Source organism: Chloracidobacterium sp., from assembly GCA_015075585.1.
Taxonomy (GTDB): domain Bacteria; phylum Acidobacteriota; class Blastocatellia; order Pyrinomonadales; family Pyrinomonadaceae; genus OLB17.
Genome location: JABTUB010000002.1, coordinates 764,611 through 780,671 on the forward strand (window position 1 = coordinate 764,611; position 16,061 = coordinate 780,671).

Annotated in this window: 17 protein-coding genes and 2 pseudogenes; 1 reads left to right on the forward strand and 18 read right to left on the reverse strand. The window is 52.4% G+C overall.

Going from position 1 to position 16,061, the window contains the following annotated elements; translation table 11 throughout:
• Positions 1-3 precede the first annotated feature (3 nt).
• The 17 genes and pseudogenes from HS105_12475 to HS105_12555 form a co-directional block, all read right to left on the reverse strand.
• Entirely contained in the window at positions 4-1,809 is a 1,806-nt protein-coding gene (locus HS105_12475) for a hypothetical protein (GenBank protein ID MBE7517402.1), read from the reverse strand.
• Positions 1,810-3,048, reverse strand: a complete 1,239-nt coding sequence (locus HS105_12480; GenBank protein ID MBE7517403.1) for a glycosyltransferase — start codon at positions 3,046-3,048, stop codon at positions 1,810-1,812.
• A gap of 99 nt (positions 3,049-3,147) precedes the next feature.
• Entirely contained in the window at positions 3,148-3,645 is a 498-nt protein-coding gene (locus HS105_12485; protein ID MBE7517404.1) for a dTDP-4-dehydrorhamnose 3,5-epimerase family protein, read from the reverse strand.
• Positions 3,646-4,050: 405 nt separating this feature from the next.
• Positions 4,051-4,827, reverse strand: a complete 777-nt coding sequence (locus HS105_12490) for an esterase (protein ID MBE7517405.1) — start codon at positions 4,825-4,827, stop codon at positions 4,051-4,053.
• Positions 4,828-5,044: 217 nt separating this feature from the next.
• On the reverse strand, positions 5,045-5,338 hold the full coding sequence (locus HS105_12495) for a putative addiction module antidote protein (GenBank protein ID MBE7517406.1): 294 nt from the start codon (positions 5,336-5,338) through the stop codon (positions 5,045-5,047).
• Positions 5,339-5,340: 2 nt separating this feature from the next.
• Positions 5,341-5,534: pseudogene (locus HS105_12500) on the reverse strand (hypothetical protein).
• Between the two features lie 127 nt (positions 5,535-5,661).
• The gene (locus HS105_12505; protein MBE7517407.1) at positions 5,662-6,951 is read right to left on the reverse strand and encodes a homogentisate 1,2-dioxygenase; all 1,290 of its coding nucleotides are present in this window, start codon (positions 6,949-6,951) and stop codon (positions 5,662-5,664) included.
• A gap of 47 nt (positions 6,952-6,998) precedes the next feature.
• The gene (locus HS105_12510) at positions 6,999-7,373 is read right to left on the reverse strand and encodes a GxxExxY protein (GenBank protein ID MBE7517408.1); all 375 of its coding nucleotides are present in this window, start codon (positions 7,371-7,373) and stop codon (positions 6,999-7,001) included.
• 41 nt (positions 7,374-7,414) lie between these two features.
• Positions 7,415-8,527: a 4-hydroxyphenylpyruvate dioxygenase gene (gene hppD / locus HS105_12515; GenBank protein ID MBE7517409.1), complete on the reverse strand. Its 1,113-nt coding sequence runs from the start codon at positions 8,525-8,527 to the stop codon at positions 7,415-7,417.
• Entirely contained in the window at positions 8,524-8,895 is a 372-nt protein-coding gene (locus tag HS105_12520) for an ORF6N domain-containing protein (GenBank protein ID MBE7517410.1), read from the reverse strand. Before HS105_12520 ends, hppD begins: the two co-directional genes overlap by 4 nt.
• A gap of 154 nt (positions 8,896-9,049) precedes the next feature.
• Positions 9,050-10,264, reverse strand: a complete 1,215-nt coding sequence (locus HS105_12525; protein MBE7517411.1) for an IS256 family transposase — start codon at positions 10,262-10,264, stop codon at positions 9,050-9,052.
• Positions 10,265-10,325: 61 nt separating this feature from the next.
• Positions 10,326-10,496 (reverse strand): ORF6N domain-containing protein, encoded by a 171-nt coding sequence (locus tag HS105_12530; protein ID MBE7517412.1) that lies wholly within the window; start codon positions 10,494-10,496, stop codon positions 10,326-10,328.
• 143 nt (positions 10,497-10,639) lie between these two features.
• Positions 10,640-11,860 carry a hypothetical protein gene (locus HS105_12535; GenBank protein MBE7517413.1) on the reverse strand — a complete coding sequence of 407 codons (1,221 nt, stop codon included), beginning with the start codon at positions 11,858-11,860 and terminating at the stop codon, positions 10,640-10,642.
• 102 nt (positions 11,861-11,962) lie between these two features.
• The gene (locus tag HS105_12540; protein MBE7517414.1) at positions 11,963-13,111 is read right to left on the reverse strand and encodes a WG repeat-containing protein; all 1,149 of its coding nucleotides are present in this window, start codon (positions 13,109-13,111) and stop codon (positions 11,963-11,965) included.
• A gap of 350 nt (positions 13,112-13,461) precedes the next feature.
• On the reverse strand, positions 13,462-13,680 hold the full coding sequence (locus tag HS105_12545) for a hypothetical protein (GenBank protein ID MBE7517415.1): 219 nt from the start codon (positions 13,678-13,680) through the stop codon (positions 13,462-13,464).
• 2 nt (positions 13,681-13,682) lie between these two features.
• A pseudogene (locus HS105_12550) lies at positions 13,683-13,970 on the reverse strand (type II toxin-antitoxin system HigB family toxin).
• Positions 13,970-14,875 (reverse strand): phenylalanine 4-monooxygenase, encoded by a 906-nt coding sequence (locus tag HS105_12555; protein MBE7517416.1) that lies wholly within the window; start codon positions 14,873-14,875, stop codon positions 13,970-13,972. The pseudogene HS105_12550 and the gene HS105_12555 overlap by 1 nt, the downstream one beginning before the upstream one ends.
• 205 nt (positions 14,876-15,080) lie before the next feature.
• On the opposite strand from HS105_12555, the gene HS105_12560 reads away from it, so the two are divergent.
• Positions 15,081-15,512: an Lrp/AsnC family transcriptional regulator gene (locus HS105_12560; GenBank protein ID MBE7517417.1), complete on the forward strand. Its 432-nt coding sequence runs from the start codon at positions 15,081-15,083 to the stop codon at positions 15,510-15,512.
• 69 nt (positions 15,513-15,581) lie between these two features.
• Here HS105_12560 and HS105_12565 read toward each other — a convergent pair whose 3' ends face one another.
• Positions 15,582-15,998: a cupin domain-containing protein gene (locus HS105_12565; protein MBE7517418.1), complete on the reverse strand. Its 417-nt coding sequence runs from the start codon at positions 15,996-15,998 to the stop codon at positions 15,582-15,584.
• Positions 15,999-16,061 lie beyond the last annotated feature (63 nt).

Here is a 16,061-nt window from a genome sequence, read left to right on the forward strand (position 1 = left end):
CGTTCAGTCGAAATTAACCGGCTCGATAGTTATCAAGGCCCGCTTAAGGTCGATATTTTCTTCGCGCGCCATTGTGCGCAGCCTTCGAAACCGATCCGGCTCAAGGTCGCGAACGGAGATCAATATCTCGTCAATTTGATTCTCACTGCAAAGGCTGCTCAGCGTGCCGTTTCCGCTAAATACACGCAGGCCGTGAATGACCTTGTCCGTTTTGACCGGATCGTCATCAATAAAGCCGACCGGCAGATAGTTCCACGAAGGGTTGTTGCGAAGCTCGCGCAGAACCATTTCGCCGCCGTCGCCCGCACCGTATATCAACACCCGGCGGCCGTCGGCCGGAGCGGGCATCGGCAGTGCCTGGCGAATGAGCCGAAAAGCCAAGCGGCTGCCTGCGACAGCGAACAAAAGCAGGATCGCGTCAACCACAAAGACCGTTCTCGAATAATATTGGAAACGATACAAAAGCAGCAGTCCGAGAACGGAAAGAACCGAGCCGAGGACGACGCCCTTTGAATAAGTTATGACATCGCTGACACTCGTATAACGCCAGATACCGCGATAAACGCCGACGATCAAGAAAGCCGCGATCTTTACGATGACAACGATCGGCAGGCTCTTAATGAACAGCTCCCATTGCCCCGTATCCTCGATCGGCCCGAGGACAAGGACGAACGCCAAATAGTATGCGAGCGTGATCAGAAAGGCATCGAGGAACACCTCAAAGATGCGCCGCTTGTGCGAGAACTGTATAAGAAATGCAAAAGCGGCGTTATTCGAAACGGCAGTCATTTCTTCGTCCGCGTCGTACACGCGGACCTTCGACAGATAGACGCCGATGATCGCAAGCGTGATCGAGAACAGCGCTATAAGCGCAAGGCTCTGTGTCGTGTAGAGCCGAGCGACCAATATCGAAAGCGTACCCGCCGCGGCCGCAAAGGCATAAAGCATCAGCACGGCGCTTCGCTCCGACAGCCCTAACGCAACAAGGCGGTGCGACGTATGATCACGCCCGCCCTGAGACGCCTTGCGGCCGCGGAGCTTTCTTAGAAGGGTTACGAAGGTCGTGTCAAAAATGGGGATGAAAAGTATCAGCGCCGGCACTGCCAGGATAGCAAGTATGCCGCGTGAACGGCCGCCGCTTTGACCCAGAAGGACGGAACCCGCAAGAAAGAATCCTACGAACATCGACCCGCAATCGCCCATAAAGATCGATGCGGGATTGAAGTTGAAGACCAAAAAGCCGAGTATCGCTCCGATAAATGCCGTGACCAAGCCAAGCTCGCTCATTTGGCCGCCGCTAAAAAAGCTGTACGCAAGTGCAATGCTGGCGATCGCGGATATTCCGGCAGCAAGGCCGTCCATATTGTCGAGCAGATTTATCGCGTTCGTGATGCCGACCAGCCAGAAGACCGTTATCCAAATGTCTATGATGTCATAGCCCGTTATCGGCATCCTCAACCCGAACGACACGAGCAGAACGGCACCGACAAGCTGGCCGATCAGCTTCTGATACGGGCGGATGTCGAGAATGTCGTCGATCAAGCCGACAAAGAACAGAACGGTCGAACCCGCGAGCAGCACGATCGAATCGCGGTCAAGCGGCACGAAAAGAATGCAGACCGCGAGCGTGGCCGTAAAGATCGCCGCGCCGCCCATAAGCGCCGTCGGGCGTTTATGCCATCGGTCGCTCTTCGGTTTGGCGACAAAGCCGCGGGCGCTCGCAAAGTGCCGCACGGCGACCGTCATAACGATGCCGAGCACAAAGCTGATACAGCCGATCAATAGTGGGTTGTTGATCTCGTTTATCATCTAATTCGCATCGGACGCCTGCGGCAACAGGTCCCGATAGATCGCCTCCACGTCCGCAACAAGCCGATCGACCGAATAATTTTTTGTCGCGAACTCACGTCCGCTATTACTTAACAGCGATTGTAATTTCGCACTTTTTGCCATATAAATCAAGCCTTTTGCAAAGTCAGCCGTTTCACGCCCGCGCACCGCTATACCTCTTTCACAAACATCAAAACCGTCGTGATGCTCGGTCGCCTCACCCAAAAGATCGGTAACGCCGCCGACGGCAGTCGCGACAACCGGCAATCCTGCAGCCATCGCCTCGATCATCGAAAGCGGCGTCCCTTCGTTAAGTGACGATAAGGCAAGCATATCAAATCCCGCCAGCAGCTCGAAAACATCGGTTCGGTTGCCGAGAAATGTGATCCTTTCGCCCAAATCCAGCTCAGCAGCAAGGCTTTCCAGACTCGGTCGCAACGCACCGTCGCCAACGATCGCAAGCTTTAGCGGCGGAGCGTCGTCGGCAGCCAAAGCTTTGGCAAAAGCGTTGACCAGCAGCGGAATGTCCTTGATCTCGGTCAGGCGTCCGGTGAACCCGATCACAAGATCACCCTCTTTCGCTCCGAACGCCGTACGCGCCGCCGCCCTTTTCGAGGTCTGCTCCTTGAAAAGATCCAGGTCGATCCCGAGCGGCACTATACGGAATTTCGACGTGTTGCCGATCCCAAAGCGACCATTTATCTCCTGCAGTTGCTGGCGGCTCAACACGAGTATTCGATCAGTGGCAACATGTGCAAGAACGCGTTCGATAAACAAAAAGAACTGTGTCTTCGCCCGTCCATAATAGCTGTGGAATACGTGCCCGTGAAAGGTGTGAACAATATGAACGCGTCGCGGGCGCCCGATCGCGATCCCGAAGGTCAGCCATTTATAAAAAAAGGCCGCGGTCCGGCCGATAGTTCCGGCTTTTGCCGTATGTGTGTGGATGATGTCGGGCCGCACGCGCCGCATTTCGCGATAAACCTTGGCAAGTGAAATAATATCGCGTATCGACAATTCGCGGCTCATTTCGGGAATAACATACGGCTCGACTCCGTTCTCGGCGGCAAACCACGCCATATCTTCTTCGCCCGGCGGTACACTGCCTGTAACCAGCACCGTGTCAAAGCCTTTTGCCCGCAACTTCTTGGTGAGCCAAACTACGTGACGTGCGGGGCCGCCAACGTTGAGGCGGGCGATGATCCTTAGGATTTTCATCTGTTATAGGAGTATGGCGGCGGCTGCCTGTCCCGGAGCGGCCCTGTTGCCAAAGCGGCATGGGCGGCAGCGGGACGCGATCGTGCGGGGAACTCGCTGTCAGCCGCCGAACTTGTCTCGATCATCCATCTTAAAGAGCGTTTCGGGGTCATCCTCGTGCCTGACCTCATCGATCGGCTCCGTTCGCTTCGCTCCCATATAGAGCTTGTTGGGGCAGTTTATCACCATACCGTCGGTCTCGCCAACATTCTTGTAGCCGTGCACAACGCCCTTCGGCACGATGACCGCAAGTGCCTCATTCTCACCCGCAAAAAGCGTCATCCGGTGGTTGTACGTTGGCGATGCCGGACGGTTGTCCCACATACGCAGCTTGAATGTCGAAGGCCCGAGAAAACAGAAAAGATCGGCCTGATCGACGTGTTCGTGCGGCCCGCGTGCAACGCCCGGCTTTGTGAACGAAATATATGACATCGCAGGGTGAAACTCCTCTGCGATCTCATCGTTACGGAACAACTCGGTCAGCCAGCCGCGCTCGTCCGTGTACCTCTTTAGCGGATACACGACCACATCCGCGATAGTCTCATCAATGAACGCCATAATTACAAATTGTTAAGATATCAAGCCGCGAAAGCATTTACGACCCGCCGAAGCCCTTTTTTTTATAAGTTCCGGCTGAGAGTCAGCAAATATAAGTCCGCACTCGTCACCCGCTCATCGAATACCGGCAGAGTTCGCGGCAGGCCCGTCCGAAGTCGGGAATTTATTGAAAGCCTCGCCTCCGGCCCGGCTTCCGCTAAACTCGGAAGCGCTAGATCACTGGCTTTTCATCCCGGCTAAAAAACGGGAGCTGGACATGTCCTCCGCTGTGCAACGAGAAGGTCATTGGCGGGACGAGCACAATACACTCCGGACACCGCATTGCGGCGGAGACCCCGAACGTCGGTCATTTTAACTGGTGATGCAGAATGTGCTCGGCAATATCACCGGCCGGTCTCTGAGGTTTTAATGTTTAGTGTTGCGTTTGAAGAACGCGACGATATCGGAGATCGAGTCTGTCGGAAACTGATGCCCGGCCTTTCGGATCTGTACTGCGAGTTCGGTATCATTCCTGCCTTTATAGGTTACGGTGTCGCCTTTTGAAACGCCCTTTCTCACGTCGATATCTAAAAGTTCCTCGACGAGGTTGAGCGATGCTTTCTGTGACCGTATCGGGACGATCGGATCATTTTCGCCCATGCTTACCCAGATCGATCTTGGAGCCGCATTTTGTATCAAACGCCCGCCCGGGGCGGCCACCGCACAAAAAGCAGCAAATTTGTCGCCGCGTGCTGCCCACAAAACGTAAACAAAACGCGCGCCGTTCGAAAATCCCGCAGCGTAAACCCGCTTGTCGTCAACCTTATAGTCTTTGTGCAGTTGCTTTAGAACTGCATCAAAAAACTTCAGATCACGATCACCTGCCGTTCCGGGCGCATTTTGCCAGCCATTCTTTACGCCCTCTTTGTCCGTGATTAGCCCAACGCCGGGAATGCCTTCCATATAGACGACGATCGCGTCCTTCCACGCGTCGTGAAACCTAAATCGCCGCGCGGCAAAGTCTGCGTTACCACCGTGTCCGTGAAAGAAGAACACCACCGGCGAGCTTTTTGTCTTGCCCGCACCGGCAAAAATGATCGCCTTTCGCTGAACACCGTCAACATTGAACGTCTGATAATTCTGAGGGAATGCCTGAACCGCAAATAGAAAGATCGCCGCTGCCGCAAATAATATCGTTCTCATAAGCTAAAAACGCCCGCCGAATATTAGACTCGATAAGATCAGATCTGGCCGAAGAGATCTTTAGAATGATCGGCGGCCCGCACAAGCGGCCTTTGCGTCTTTACTTAACGATCTTTGCGATGGAAAGGTACGTTGCATCACGCGGAGCAACTGTGGAGAATTTTGTTGGGCTGAAGAAACGGCGGAATTTTAGGCCATCGTACCCACAGGATACGACTTAAACAGCTTCGGCGTGGATTTTCAGACCGAGTGCGGAGATGACCTTGAGGATCGTGTCGAAACTCGGTGTGCGTTCGCCTGAAAGAGCTTTGTAGAGGCTTTCACGCGATAGGCCGGCTTCACGAGCGATCTCGGTCATGCCTTTCGCACGGGCAATATTTCCCAAAGCTTTTGCAATAAACGCTGCATCGCCGTCGGCAATTTCGAGACAAGCCTCAAGGTAAGCGGCCATGTCTTCCGGAGTTTCCAGATATTCCGCTGAATCGTACAGAGTTGTTTTTGTGCTTCCCATTTCTAAAGTTCCTTGGCTAGTTCTATCGCCTTTCGAATATCATCCGACTGTGAACTTTTGTCGCCGCCGGCAAGAAGAAAGACCAGTTGAGATCCATGTTGGGTAAAGTAAACTCGGTACCCGGGCCATAATTGATACGCATCTCGGAAACGCCTTTTCCCACCGGCAGTACATCGCCAGTATTTCCGTCCTGCATCCGGTCAATACGTGCTTGGATGCGAACCCGAGCGAGTCGATCACGAAGACCACGAAGCCATTTTGTAAAAAACCTCAGTTTGCCGGACTTCTACCATAAGGAAGTGTAGCCCATTGGCTACACTTTTTTAAGCCTTAAAATTCTTCGTGAACCCTTGCCACACCTCGGAATATTCGTGTTGGAGCTGCGCACAGTCCATGGCGAATTTTGTCGGGCGAATGATGTAGCGCGATTCGAACATAAAGGCCATCGTGCCGCTTAGTTTTTGCGGAACAAGCTCTGCGTTCGAGGCTTTTTCAAAGGCGTCGAGGTCGGGGCCGTGTGCGGTCATTTGGTTATGGAGCGAGCCGCCGCCGGGCAGGAAGCCCTCTTCTTTGGCATCGTACCGGCCGTAGATCAGTCCCATATATTCGCTCATCGTGTTGCGGTGGTACCAAGGCGGGCGGAAGGTATCTTCGCCGACGAGCCAGCGGTCAGGGAAGATGGCAAAGTCGCAGTTCGCAGTGCCGGCATCGCCCGAAGGGCTTGTCATTACCGTAAAGATCGACGGATCGGGATGATCGTAAGAAATGGTGCCGATGGTGTTGAAACGGCGAAGGTCGTACTTGAACGGAACGTTCGTTCCGTGCCAGGCGACGACATCGAACGGCGAATGGGCGATCTCGCAGGACCAAAGGTTGCCGCCGAATTTCGCGACCTGTTCAAAGGCGCCTTCGCGCCCGTCATACCATGCGACCGGCGTTTCGAAATCGCGCGGATTCGCAAGGCCGTTGGCACCGATCGGGCCAAGCTCAGGAAGGCGGAATTGCGCGCCGAAGTTCTCGCAGATGTAGCCGCGGACAGCGCCGTTCTCTTCGCAAGGTTCGGCCTGAAAACGAATGCCGCGCGGCAGCAGGACGATCTCGCCCGGCTCAGCCTCGATGCGTCCGAGTTCGGTCAAAAAGCGTATCCGCCCCATCTCGGGCACGAACAGCATCTCGCCGTCGGCATTGTAGAAATAGCGGTCGCCCATTCCGCGATTTGCGGCGTAGATATGGACGCCGATGCCGGCCTGCGAAAGGATGTCGCCGTTAAGAGCGATCGTCGTAACGCCCTCAATGAGATCTGTCGGCTCGGTCGGCACGGGCAGCGGATCCCAGCGCAGCTGATTTGGCGTTATGTCGATATCATCCGACTTGCCTTGCCAACGCCCATTGCCTATGCGTTCGAAAGGCTTGTGCATCGCCGAAGGGCGTATGCGATACGTCCACGTGCGGCGATTGTTCGCACGCGGAACCGTGAACGCCGTGCCCGAAAACTGCTCGGCGTAAAGCCCAAGCGGAGCCCGCTGCGGCGAGTTGCGCCCGACGGGCAACGCACCTTCAACAGCCTCGGTCGCAAACTCATTTCCAAATCCTGTTTGATATTTTAGTTTCATATGAGATCCAGCCACGAACAAACACGAAATGACATGAAATAACAAGGTCACATAACGAGCCGTTCATGTTCAAGTGAATCTTTCCCAAAATTGAGAAGAATCGCAAGTTTCAGTCCGGTCGCTTTAAGATAATTCAAAACTTGAGCTTTATGAACCGGAATTATTTTATCGAGAGCTTTTAATTCAAGGATTATTGAATCTTCGACCAATATATCGGCGATATAATCACCAATAATTTGTCCGTGAAAGCTAACCTTGATCGGAACTTGCTGCTCGGCACGAATGCCGTTCTCTCGGAGCAGAACCATCAGCGCGTTTTCGTAGACTTTTTCGAGAAAGCCAAATCCTAGCTCCTTCCTGACTTGAATCGCCAAGCCAACGATCCGATAGGAAAGGTCTCTGTAAACAATTTTGTCTTCCATTACTTGTTCGTGACCTTTCGTGTTTGTTCGCGGCTAAGCTCCTATAGATTTCCGCGCCGCCGCTGTTCTTCCTCGATCGAGACGAAGAGCGCCTTAAAGTTGCCTTTACCGAATCCCTTGCAGCCCTTGCGTTGGAGAATTTCGTAAAACACGGTCGGGCGGTCTTCGACCGGCTTTGTAAAGATCTGGAGCAGGTAGCCTTCGTCGTCGCGGTCAACGAGTATGCCGAGGCGTTTCAGGTCCTCGATGCTCTCGTCGATCTCGCCGACGCGTGCTGGGATCTCTTCGTAATATTCGTCCGGGACGCGCAGAAATTCGATGCCGTTGTCCTGCAGTTTTTGAACCGTCGCCAAAACATCGCGGCACAGCAACGCTACGTGCTGGGCACCGGCCGAGCGATAAAAATCGATGTATTCCTGGATCTGCGATTTGCCGCCCTTGCCCTCGGCAGGCTCGTTGATCGGGAATTTGATATTGTGCTGGCCGTCACTCATCACGATGGACATCAGCGCCGAATATTCGGTCGAAATATCCTTATCATCGAACGTGATGTAACGCTGGAAGCCCATCACATCCCGATAGAAATCGCACCACACGGTCATCTTGCCGAGTTCGACATTACCGACGATATGATCGACGAGCATAAGGCCGGTCGATTCGCCCTCTACCACTTGTTCGACAAAGCCGGGCAGGAACGGGCCGGAATAATTATGGCCGTTATTTGTGTTATACGAGATGAACGAGTGGATCGTATCGCCGTAGGTTCGGATCGCAGAATGCCGGACAGAACCATTGTCGTCCTTTAGGTCGCGCGGTTCGACTACGGGTGCGGCGCCACGCTTCACCGCCTCGTTAAAAGCGTGATCGGCATCCTCGACATAAAACGCGATGTCCTTTACACCGTCGCCGTGCTGTTTAAGATGCTCGGCCGCGGGATGTTCCGGGCCCATCGGAGCGGTCAGGACAAAATTGACCTTGCCCTGTCGGAGCACATAGCTCGTTGTCTCGCGATTGCCGGTTTCGAGGCCTGAGTACGCAACACGCGAGAAGCCGAACGCCTTTCGATAATAGAATTCGGCCTGCTTCGCATTGCCTACGTAAAACTCAACGTGGTGTATCTTCTTAAGCCCTAACGGATTATTTTGTTCTGTCATGATCTCTTCCTGTTCCTTATGTAACCTATTTGTTTTTCCGCTTTAGCCGGCGGATTCAGCATGGCTCGTATCGCCCCGAATACCTTTTTAAAACTCTCATCGTGATGATCGATCCTTTTTTCGATCGCAGCTAATTTCTTGGCAACTTCTTCGTTGGTTAAAGCCATTTTACGGATATTTACGAATGCCCGCATAATGGCGATGTTTACCTGCACCGCACGGTCGCTGTTCAACACACTCGAAAGCATAGCAACACCCTGCTCGGTAAAAACATACGGCATATAACGCCGTCCGCCGTAGTTGCTCGAACTTGAGATGCCAATTTGGTACCTCAAGTTTTCAAGCTCAGCTTCTGAAAGCCGAAACATAAAATCTTCAGGAAACCGTCGAATATTCCTTTGACGGTAGTGTCAAGTTCTTTGTGTAAATGATCTCCCTTCATTTTCAGTAGTAGTAGCAGGGGCTGTGGGAACGGTGGAAAAATGTCTTTTATTTTTCCACGGTTTCCATAGCCCGATCTTGTCAACTCTGTGGCAGCCGGTCTTCGTAGACGATAGCGAACCGGCTGAGGGCGGCCTTCCAATCGCGGATCGGCATGGTCCATTTTTTTGTGATATTTCGCAGAGCGAGATAGAGCAGTTTTTGCACGGCCTCGTCATTTGGAAATGATCCGCGGGCCTTTGTCACTTTGCGAAGCGTCATATTGAGCGACTCGATGGCGTTGGTCGTATAGATCACGCGTCTGATCTCCGGCGGATAGGCAAAAAATGGGATTATGCGGGTCCAGTTCGAGCGCCAGCTTCGAGAGATCGTCGGAAAGCGGGCATCCCACTTGTCGGCAAATTCGTCGAGCCGCTGTTCGGCCTCTGCGTCAGTCGCCGAGCTATAGATCGTTTTAAGGTCCCGGGCCACTTCTTTACGCTCCTTCCAGCCGACGTAATTGAGCGAATGGCGTACCATGTGGACGATGCACAACTGTACCTCAGCTTTCGGAAACACGGTCTCGATCGCTTCGGGAAAGCCTTTGAGCCCGTCAACACAGGCGATAATGATGTCATTAACGCCGCGGTTCTTGAGTTCGGTGACGACCGAAAGCCAGAACTTTGCCCCCTCACTCTGAGCTATCCACATGCCCAGCACTTCCTTCAATCCGTCCATGTTGACACCGATCGCCAGATAAACGGCCTTGTTTCGAACGTGGCCCTGGTCTCGAACCTTGAACTGAAGAGCGTCCAGGTAAAGGATCGGGTAGACCTCGTCAAGCTGCCGGTTCTGCCACGCTTTTACTTCATCAATGACCGCATCGGTGACTGTCGAAACAAGCGTCGGCGAGACTTCCACCTGGTAGATCTCTTCGATGTGCTGCTGTATCTCGCGGGTCGACATCCCACGTGCGTAAAGCGATATGATCTTCTCGTCAAAACCCGTGAATCGCGTCTGATGCTTGCCGACGATCTGCGGCTCGAACGTCCCCGCCCGGTCACGCGGCACCTCGATCGGTACTGTGCCAAAGTTGCCTTTCAGCGTCTTTCTCGATGTCCCGTTGCGCGAATTGCCGCTGCCTCTGCCCGACGCCTCATGCTTTTCGTATCCCACGTGCTCGGTCAGCTCTGCCGCCATCGCTCGCTCCAGCAGCCGCTTCGTCAACTGCTTCAGCAATCCGTCCTCCCCGATCAGATCCTCCGGCTTCTTATAGTCCTTCAATAAATTGTCAATCAGCTCGTTGTCTATGGTCATCTTTCCTCCCTCGCCGAACCTTATCCCATTCGACCGTTAATGACCATTTACACAAAATTATTTACACCCTCCTTTTGACCGCACGGTTCAATGCCGAGGTCGTTACGCCGTAAAGGCTTGCCAACTCACTATCGAGCATCACCTTATTACCGCGAATCATATATATTCGCCGCTCAACCTGGTCGAGCGTGACTATCGCCGTTTCGATCGTCTGCTTGCCTTTAGCCGCCATAGTTGAAATTCAACGCGATATATCTTCTTCGGCCCAAGCGGGTTCTTTACCTCAGCGCTCGTTTCTGTGATCACGCATTCGTAAATACTCCCGGATCAATACTCAATACGCCATCTCCGAAAGGAGGTCAGAATTTGCCGCTATCATTTCGTTTTATCAGCATAATAGCTGTTCGCTAATGTTTCCGTAAAATCGGCTACGAATTTATCCTTGCCGGGTTTTGCCTTTGGCCAGACCATATCAAAGTATTTCCATGCGAGGTCCTCGTGCCCGGTGTACATCAGATCGATCATCTCGCTCCAGAATGCCTCGTCGAACTGAAAGTCACCCGAATCGCTCGTATAAGGAGCGTTCGAGATCTTCTTCCTTGCGGCTGCTGCCTTTCGCGTCAACACGGCAAGGCTCGGCGCACGCTTTTTCATCAGATCGAAATTCGGCCGCGCGACTCCGTCGCGAAATTCGAGTATCACGTCGGGCATTGGTGAGCCTGCGAATGACATATTCCAATACGCCCAAGCGTTGTCGGCGGTCGCAAAACGCAGGCCGCCGCCGGGAGCCTTTCCGATGGCAGACATTCCCGCATTTTCGGTCGGCACCTCGCGGATCGCGCCCGTGCCGTTCGCGGGCAGCTCGATAAAGTAATAGGTCGTGCAGCAGTGAGCACCGCCCGAATAATAAGACAGCATGACGTCGGGCACGCCGTCGCCTGTTTTGTCCGCGGTGTTCTTTATAAGCGCAAGGCTCTTTTTACCTTGAGCCGATACCCCTTCGTCGTCGTCGCTTGCGTCCGCAAATGAGAATCCCATTACCGGCGATTCGATATCGCCGTAAAGAATATTCTTGAGCAGTCCGCCCTTCTTTACCGTGGCGAACGTCGCGCCGGCCTCGTCATCAGAGCCCGGTATGGTCACAAGCTCGATATCATAGCCGGCGGCCTTTCGCTTATCTTTGACAGTTGCATTTGCCGGCACTTTGAACTGATCGCTGAGCGAAAGCGAAACCGTTTGCGGCTGCTTGTCATCCGCCTTCGGATCGATGAAGAACTTTATCGAATACGTGTCCGCTTTCGGAGCGACAAAGTATGCCGCATGGACGTATGACGCGTCGCCGCGTTGCTCTTGCCCGCCCGCGCTGTTCGTGATCGAATAAGACAACCAACTTCTCGCTTCCTCGGTCGTCCACGAAAAAGCTGCAAACCCATTCTCTTTCAGCCTGACGTCAAATACAGCCGGTTTATTGAATTCGACCTTGAAGTCCCGCCGCTCGCCGGGAGCGAGTGCATTTGCACCATTTTGCGCGACCGCCAATGACCGGACGCCAAATATCGCCAAAGTTAAAACAACAAATGTATAAATTCTCTTCATAATGACCTATTTCAAACTATAAGCTACAAAGCCGTATCCTTCGCAACGCCGCGACCGCCGTAAAATCAGGCCGCATCAAAAATGTAAGCATCCGCACGTCCGCTATTTCGTCGGCTGCCAGATGACTTTTCCGGTTTTGTCGATATAGCCGCACTTTGCCCCAACATCGTAACTCTCGCAAACCTCAGAAAGTCCGCGATAAAAATCTTGTGCGCTCCCAAACTTTTGTCGAATAACTAGGCTTCCTTTTTCATCAATAAAACCGATTTCATTACCCGCTAAATAGACTTCCGCCAGTCCGTCACTAAAATCCGACCAAATATCAATCGACGGATCGAACAGAAACTTCCCTGTTTTGTCTATTGCGCGATGTCCCGGTCCCACTGCAACACGGGCGATTCCATTTGAAAATGATTCGCAACCGCCCCTGCCGACCTTGAATATTACTTTCCCGGTTTGGTCAATAAACCCATAGTTAGCATTATGTCTTGTTATGGACATTCCAGTCGGCTTGACCACGTCTCCACCAAGTTTCACGCAAGCGAGACCTTCGGAAAAATCTCTTGCCCAGCTAAATTTGGGTTTTATTACAATCTTTCCGGCTCGATCAATATAGCCATATTTGCCATTTACAAAAACTCTGGCTAATCCTTCGGAAAATTGATTGGTATCGTCAAAATTTGGGGGTATTACCCATTCACCTTTTGTGTTGATGAACCCCATTTTCCATTCGGACATTATCGAGATCTCAGCGGCAGCAATGCCATTGCGAAACTCAGAAACCTCTGAAAACTTTGGTTCAATCACCATCTCGCCTTTTTTATTTATAAAACCCCAGCGATACCATGTATGCGATGCAGAGGTGTAAAAGGTATTATTGCCGATCTTGATTTTTTGCTTGGTTTGATCGTATCCAACAGCCGCAAGGCCTTCTGAGAAATGCGCCGCAACATCCCATTCAGGCCGGATAACGACCTTACCGCTCTCATCAATGAACCCCTGACTAAACCCTTGTGTGATTATGGTGTCTCTGCCCACAGACACGCGAGCTAAGCCTTCTGAAAAATATGAGGCCCCATCGAATTGCGGCTCAATGACGATCTTTCCCGTTCTGTCAATGTAGCCGGCCTTTCCATTTACATAGACCGGGAACCAGTTGTCCGATACATGATCCTGAGCCGCAATTCGTTGAACGCCCGTCAGCACCGCCAAAAAAGCCGCGATCAAAAATGTGTGCAGCAGAAAACGCATCACTTCGTATCTCTGTTTTAGATGCTTTGCATCATAAAGACGCCATTTGGCACTTCAGAGCTTTATCGCTAACTCTAACTCACCGCCGAGGCCGCTTTCGGCAATCTCTTCTCAATGTTGAAGCAGACACATTCAAAATGTCATTTTCGTTACGTTAGATCTGAGCTTTGTTAATGGCCAACTTCGCAGCATCAATCCATTTTGTTGATGAGCGGCCTCGACCTCGATACCAGGCTTGAAAAGCACAAAAGTCTTTTCAGGTCCTTCTCAACGCGCAGTGCCGAACTCTCCGTGAGAGCATCAAACGTGGCCATCAAGTACTATGACCCGCTCATTTCGCATTGCGCTCTCTAATTCAACCTTAATTCCGGCACATGAGCATTTTCGTAATTTTCTATCAGCGCCGAAAGCACATCCATAAGCGACGCCAGCGGATGCACTTCGTCTTCGCCGACCCGATCGATAAGTCCGTCGAGCATTGAAACAAGGCGTTCGTACTCTGCATCATTATGCGGGACGAAAACGGTGTCTGAAATGTTTTTCCAAGACTGGATGTCAATTGTTTGCATCTTTACTCCTTCCACGCACCTGCGTCATATTCCTTGTGTGACAATTCAGCGCGAATGTAAACCTTCTTACGATTGAAGTGGATAGCTGTGATAATTCTCACTTTATTTCCACCTACGTTGAACACCGTCAACTTACCAACTTTGTCCGCCGTTGGAAATGTTCTACGAACTTCTTCGATCGTCGAAAATTCACCGTTTCTCATTTGACGATACCAGTTCGCTAATCAGTTGCTCGTTCGAGGGTATCGTTCGGCGAAATCATTTAAACGTTTTCTCGTGATGACGTGCATTACTTGAAGCTCTCGATATATTTCCTTGTTACCTCCTTCAGCTCCGCATACGATGGGATCACATAGAGAATAGGCTGCATATCGCTGTATGTATATTCGTGGTTGATGACCTGTTCAAGGTCGAACGGGCGGCGATCGACGTTATCGGAGAATGCGTGTTCAAGCTCGCCGAATGAGGACAGCAGGCCGGCGCCGTAGGCCTTGATGGAACCTTCGTGTTCGACGAGGCCGAATTCGACCGTGAACCAATAGAGCCGTCCAAGTTCCTCGAGCTGGCGATCGTTAGCGATGCGTGCACCGTGGCCGATGAACTGGGAAAAGTCGGCAAAATTCGGGTTAGTGAACATCGGTATATGGCCGATCGATTCGTGCACGATGTCAGGCTCAGGCGTGTATGCGGGCTGTGAATGATGGCGTATGTATTGCGTACAGAGCATTACGCGGTACGAGAGCCAGCTTAGGAAGCCGCGTGTCTCGACAAGTCCTTCGATCGGGGCAAGGCGAAAGCCGGTCAGTTCCTTCAGCCTGCGGTTCATTTCCGTAAGCTGCGGTATGCGGTCGGTTCTGATGCCGAGATCGCGTTTTGCTTTAAGATAGAATGGCGACGCGTATGTCTGCTGCAGATCCTCAAGCTCCTCGGCAACATATCGCCACACGCGCTGTTCACGCGGGCTGTAATCGACGTCGGTGATCTCGCCCGTCTCGCGAAAGCGTTTGGCAAGCGATGCGATATAGCCGCGGCGTTTGCGGTATTCAAGATCGTTGGCCCCCGGATGATCGAGATGAAGCTGCTCTATATCCTCAAAAGCCAGGTCTTCGAAAGGCGGCACTTCATCGTCTTTCGGGCGGAAATTCTTCAATGCGAATTCGGTATCGGTCTGTTTTGCGGCTGTGTCATTAGGCATTTGTACAAGGCTCCTGTGCTGATCGCGTTGGTGCAGGCTGTAATTCTTCTATGTCTAATAGTGTAAGCGAAAGCCGCCACCGGTTTGAATGAGTAAAATGAAGAATCCGGCAGCCATTACGGAAAAAGATTAGGTATTTTGTGATCATCACTTTAGAATGTGAACAAGACTAAAGATGAATGATCTTTTTTAGGAAATTCGGCTTATGGATGACATAGACCGCAAGATACTGAGTGAGCTTCAAGCCGACGCGCGTACGAGCTTCGCCGAGCTTGGCCGCCGTGTCGGGCTGACGACGCCCGCAGTGATCGAGCGTGTGCGAAAGCTCGAGGACGCGCGCATCATCGCCGGCTACCACGCCGAGGTCGATGCCGCAAAGATCGGGCTGCCGATAACGGCTTTTATAAGGATGAATATCGCCGGCGTCGATTTCAGCCACATAATCGAGGTCGCGGAGAATTCATTCGAAGTGCTTGAATGTCACAGGGGTACGGGCGGCGACAGCTTTATAATGAAGGTCGCCGTCAGCTCGGTCGAACATCTGCAGGAGGTCATCGACCGGCTGACGCCATACGGCATCACAACCACGACCATCGTCCTCTCATCACCGGTCAAAAGACGCTCGATCGCCCTTTAGCCGGCATTTGAACAAAGACGGCGCATGCCCCCGCACACGCCGTCGTAAGATACGCACTTTGCCGAGCCGCTACTTCTTCTTTTTCAGCTTCTCGGTCGTCTTGCCGTCAAAATCTTCGTCGTTCGCTTCTGCCTCGGCCTTTGTCCTGCGAACGATCTGATCTTTATGATGCGGCGGCGCGTAGATCGTGTAGAGCTTCAGATCCTCGCTCGCCGACATGTTGATGACGTTGTGCTTGGCACCGGCCGGAACGATCACGGCATCGCCGTCCTTTACGGTGTACTTATTACCGTCGATCTCGACACGGCCGCGGCCGCCCTCAAAACGCAGGAACTGATCGTTCTCCCAATGTACCTCAAGCCCTATCTCTTCCTTTGGCTTCAGGCTCATCAGCACAAGCTGAAGATGCGGCCCCGAATATAGAACCTTGCGAAAATTCTTGTTCTTGAGAGTGTCCTTCTCGATATTTGTTTTGTAACCTTTCATAGCGCTCACTTCCTGATACTTCGCAGTCAGTGTAATACCTTAAATGCCGGACTACAACTATCA

What these genes read in the sequence shown, in the direction of transcription:
- HS105_12475 (MBE7517402.1), bottom strand. Translation starts at nt 1,809, where the DNA reads ATGATAAACGAGATCAACAACCCACTATTGATCGGCTGTATCAGCTTT.
- HS105_12480 (MBE7517403.1), bottom strand. Translation starts at nt 3,048, where the DNA reads ATGAAAATCCTAAGGATCATCGCCCGCCTCAACGTTGGCGGCCCCGCA.
- HS105_12485 (MBE7517404.1), bottom strand. Translation starts at nt 3,645, where the DNA reads ATGGCGTTCATTGATGAGACTATCGCGGATGTGGTCGTGTATCCGCTA.
- HS105_12490 (MBE7517405.1), bottom strand. Translation starts at nt 4,827, where the DNA reads ATGAGAACGATATTATTTGCGGCAGCGGCGATCTTTCTATTTGCGGTT.
- HS105_12495 (MBE7517406.1), bottom strand. Translation starts at nt 5,338, where the DNA reads ATGGGAAGCACAAAAACAACTCTGTACGATTCAGCGGAATATCTGGAA.
- HS105_12505 (MBE7517407.1), bottom strand. Translation starts at nt 6,951, where the DNA reads ATGAAACTAAAATATCAAACAGGATTTGGAAATGAGTTTGCGACCGAG.
- HS105_12510 (MBE7517408.1), bottom strand. Translation starts at nt 7,373, where the DNA reads ATGGAAGACAAAATTGTTTACAGAGACCTTTCCTATCGGATCGTTGGC.
- hppD (MBE7517409.1), bottom strand. Translation starts at nt 8,527, where the DNA reads ATGACAGAACAAAATAATCCGTTAGGGCTTAAGAAGATACACCACGTT.
- HS105_12520 (MBE7517410.1), bottom strand. Translation starts at nt 8,895, where the DNA reads ATGTTTCGGCTTTCAGAAGCTGAGCTTGAAAACTTGAGGTACCAAATT.
- HS105_12525 (MBE7517411.1), bottom strand. Translation starts at nt 10,264, where the DNA reads ATGACCATAGACAACGAGCTGATTGACAATTTATTGAAGGACTATAAG.
- HS105_12530 (MBE7517412.1), bottom strand. Translation starts at nt 10,496, where the DNA reads ATGGCGGCTAAAGGCAAGCAGACGATCGAAACGGCGATAGTCACGCTC.
- HS105_12535 (MBE7517413.1), bottom strand. Translation starts at nt 11,860, where the DNA reads ATGAAGAGAATTTATACATTTGTTGTTTTAACTTTGGCGATATTTGGC.
- HS105_12540 (MBE7517414.1), bottom strand. Translation starts at nt 13,111, where the DNA reads ATGCGTTTTCTGCTGCACACATTTTTGATCGCGGCTTTTTTGGCGGTG.
- HS105_12545 (MBE7517415.1), bottom strand. Translation starts at nt 13,680, where the DNA reads ATGCAAACAATTGACATCCAGTCTTGGAAAAACATTTCAGACACCGTT.
- HS105_12555 (MBE7517416.1), bottom strand. Translation starts at nt 14,875, where the DNA reads ATGCCTAATGACACAGCCGCAAAACAGACCGATACCGAATTCGCATTG.
- HS105_12560 (MBE7517417.1), top strand. Translation starts at nt 15,081, where the DNA reads ATGGATGACATAGACCGCAAGATACTGAGTGAGCTTCAAGCCGACGCG.
- HS105_12565 (MBE7517418.1), bottom strand. Translation starts at nt 15,998, where the DNA reads ATGAAAGGTTACAAAACAAATATCGAGAAGGACACTCTCAAGAACAAG.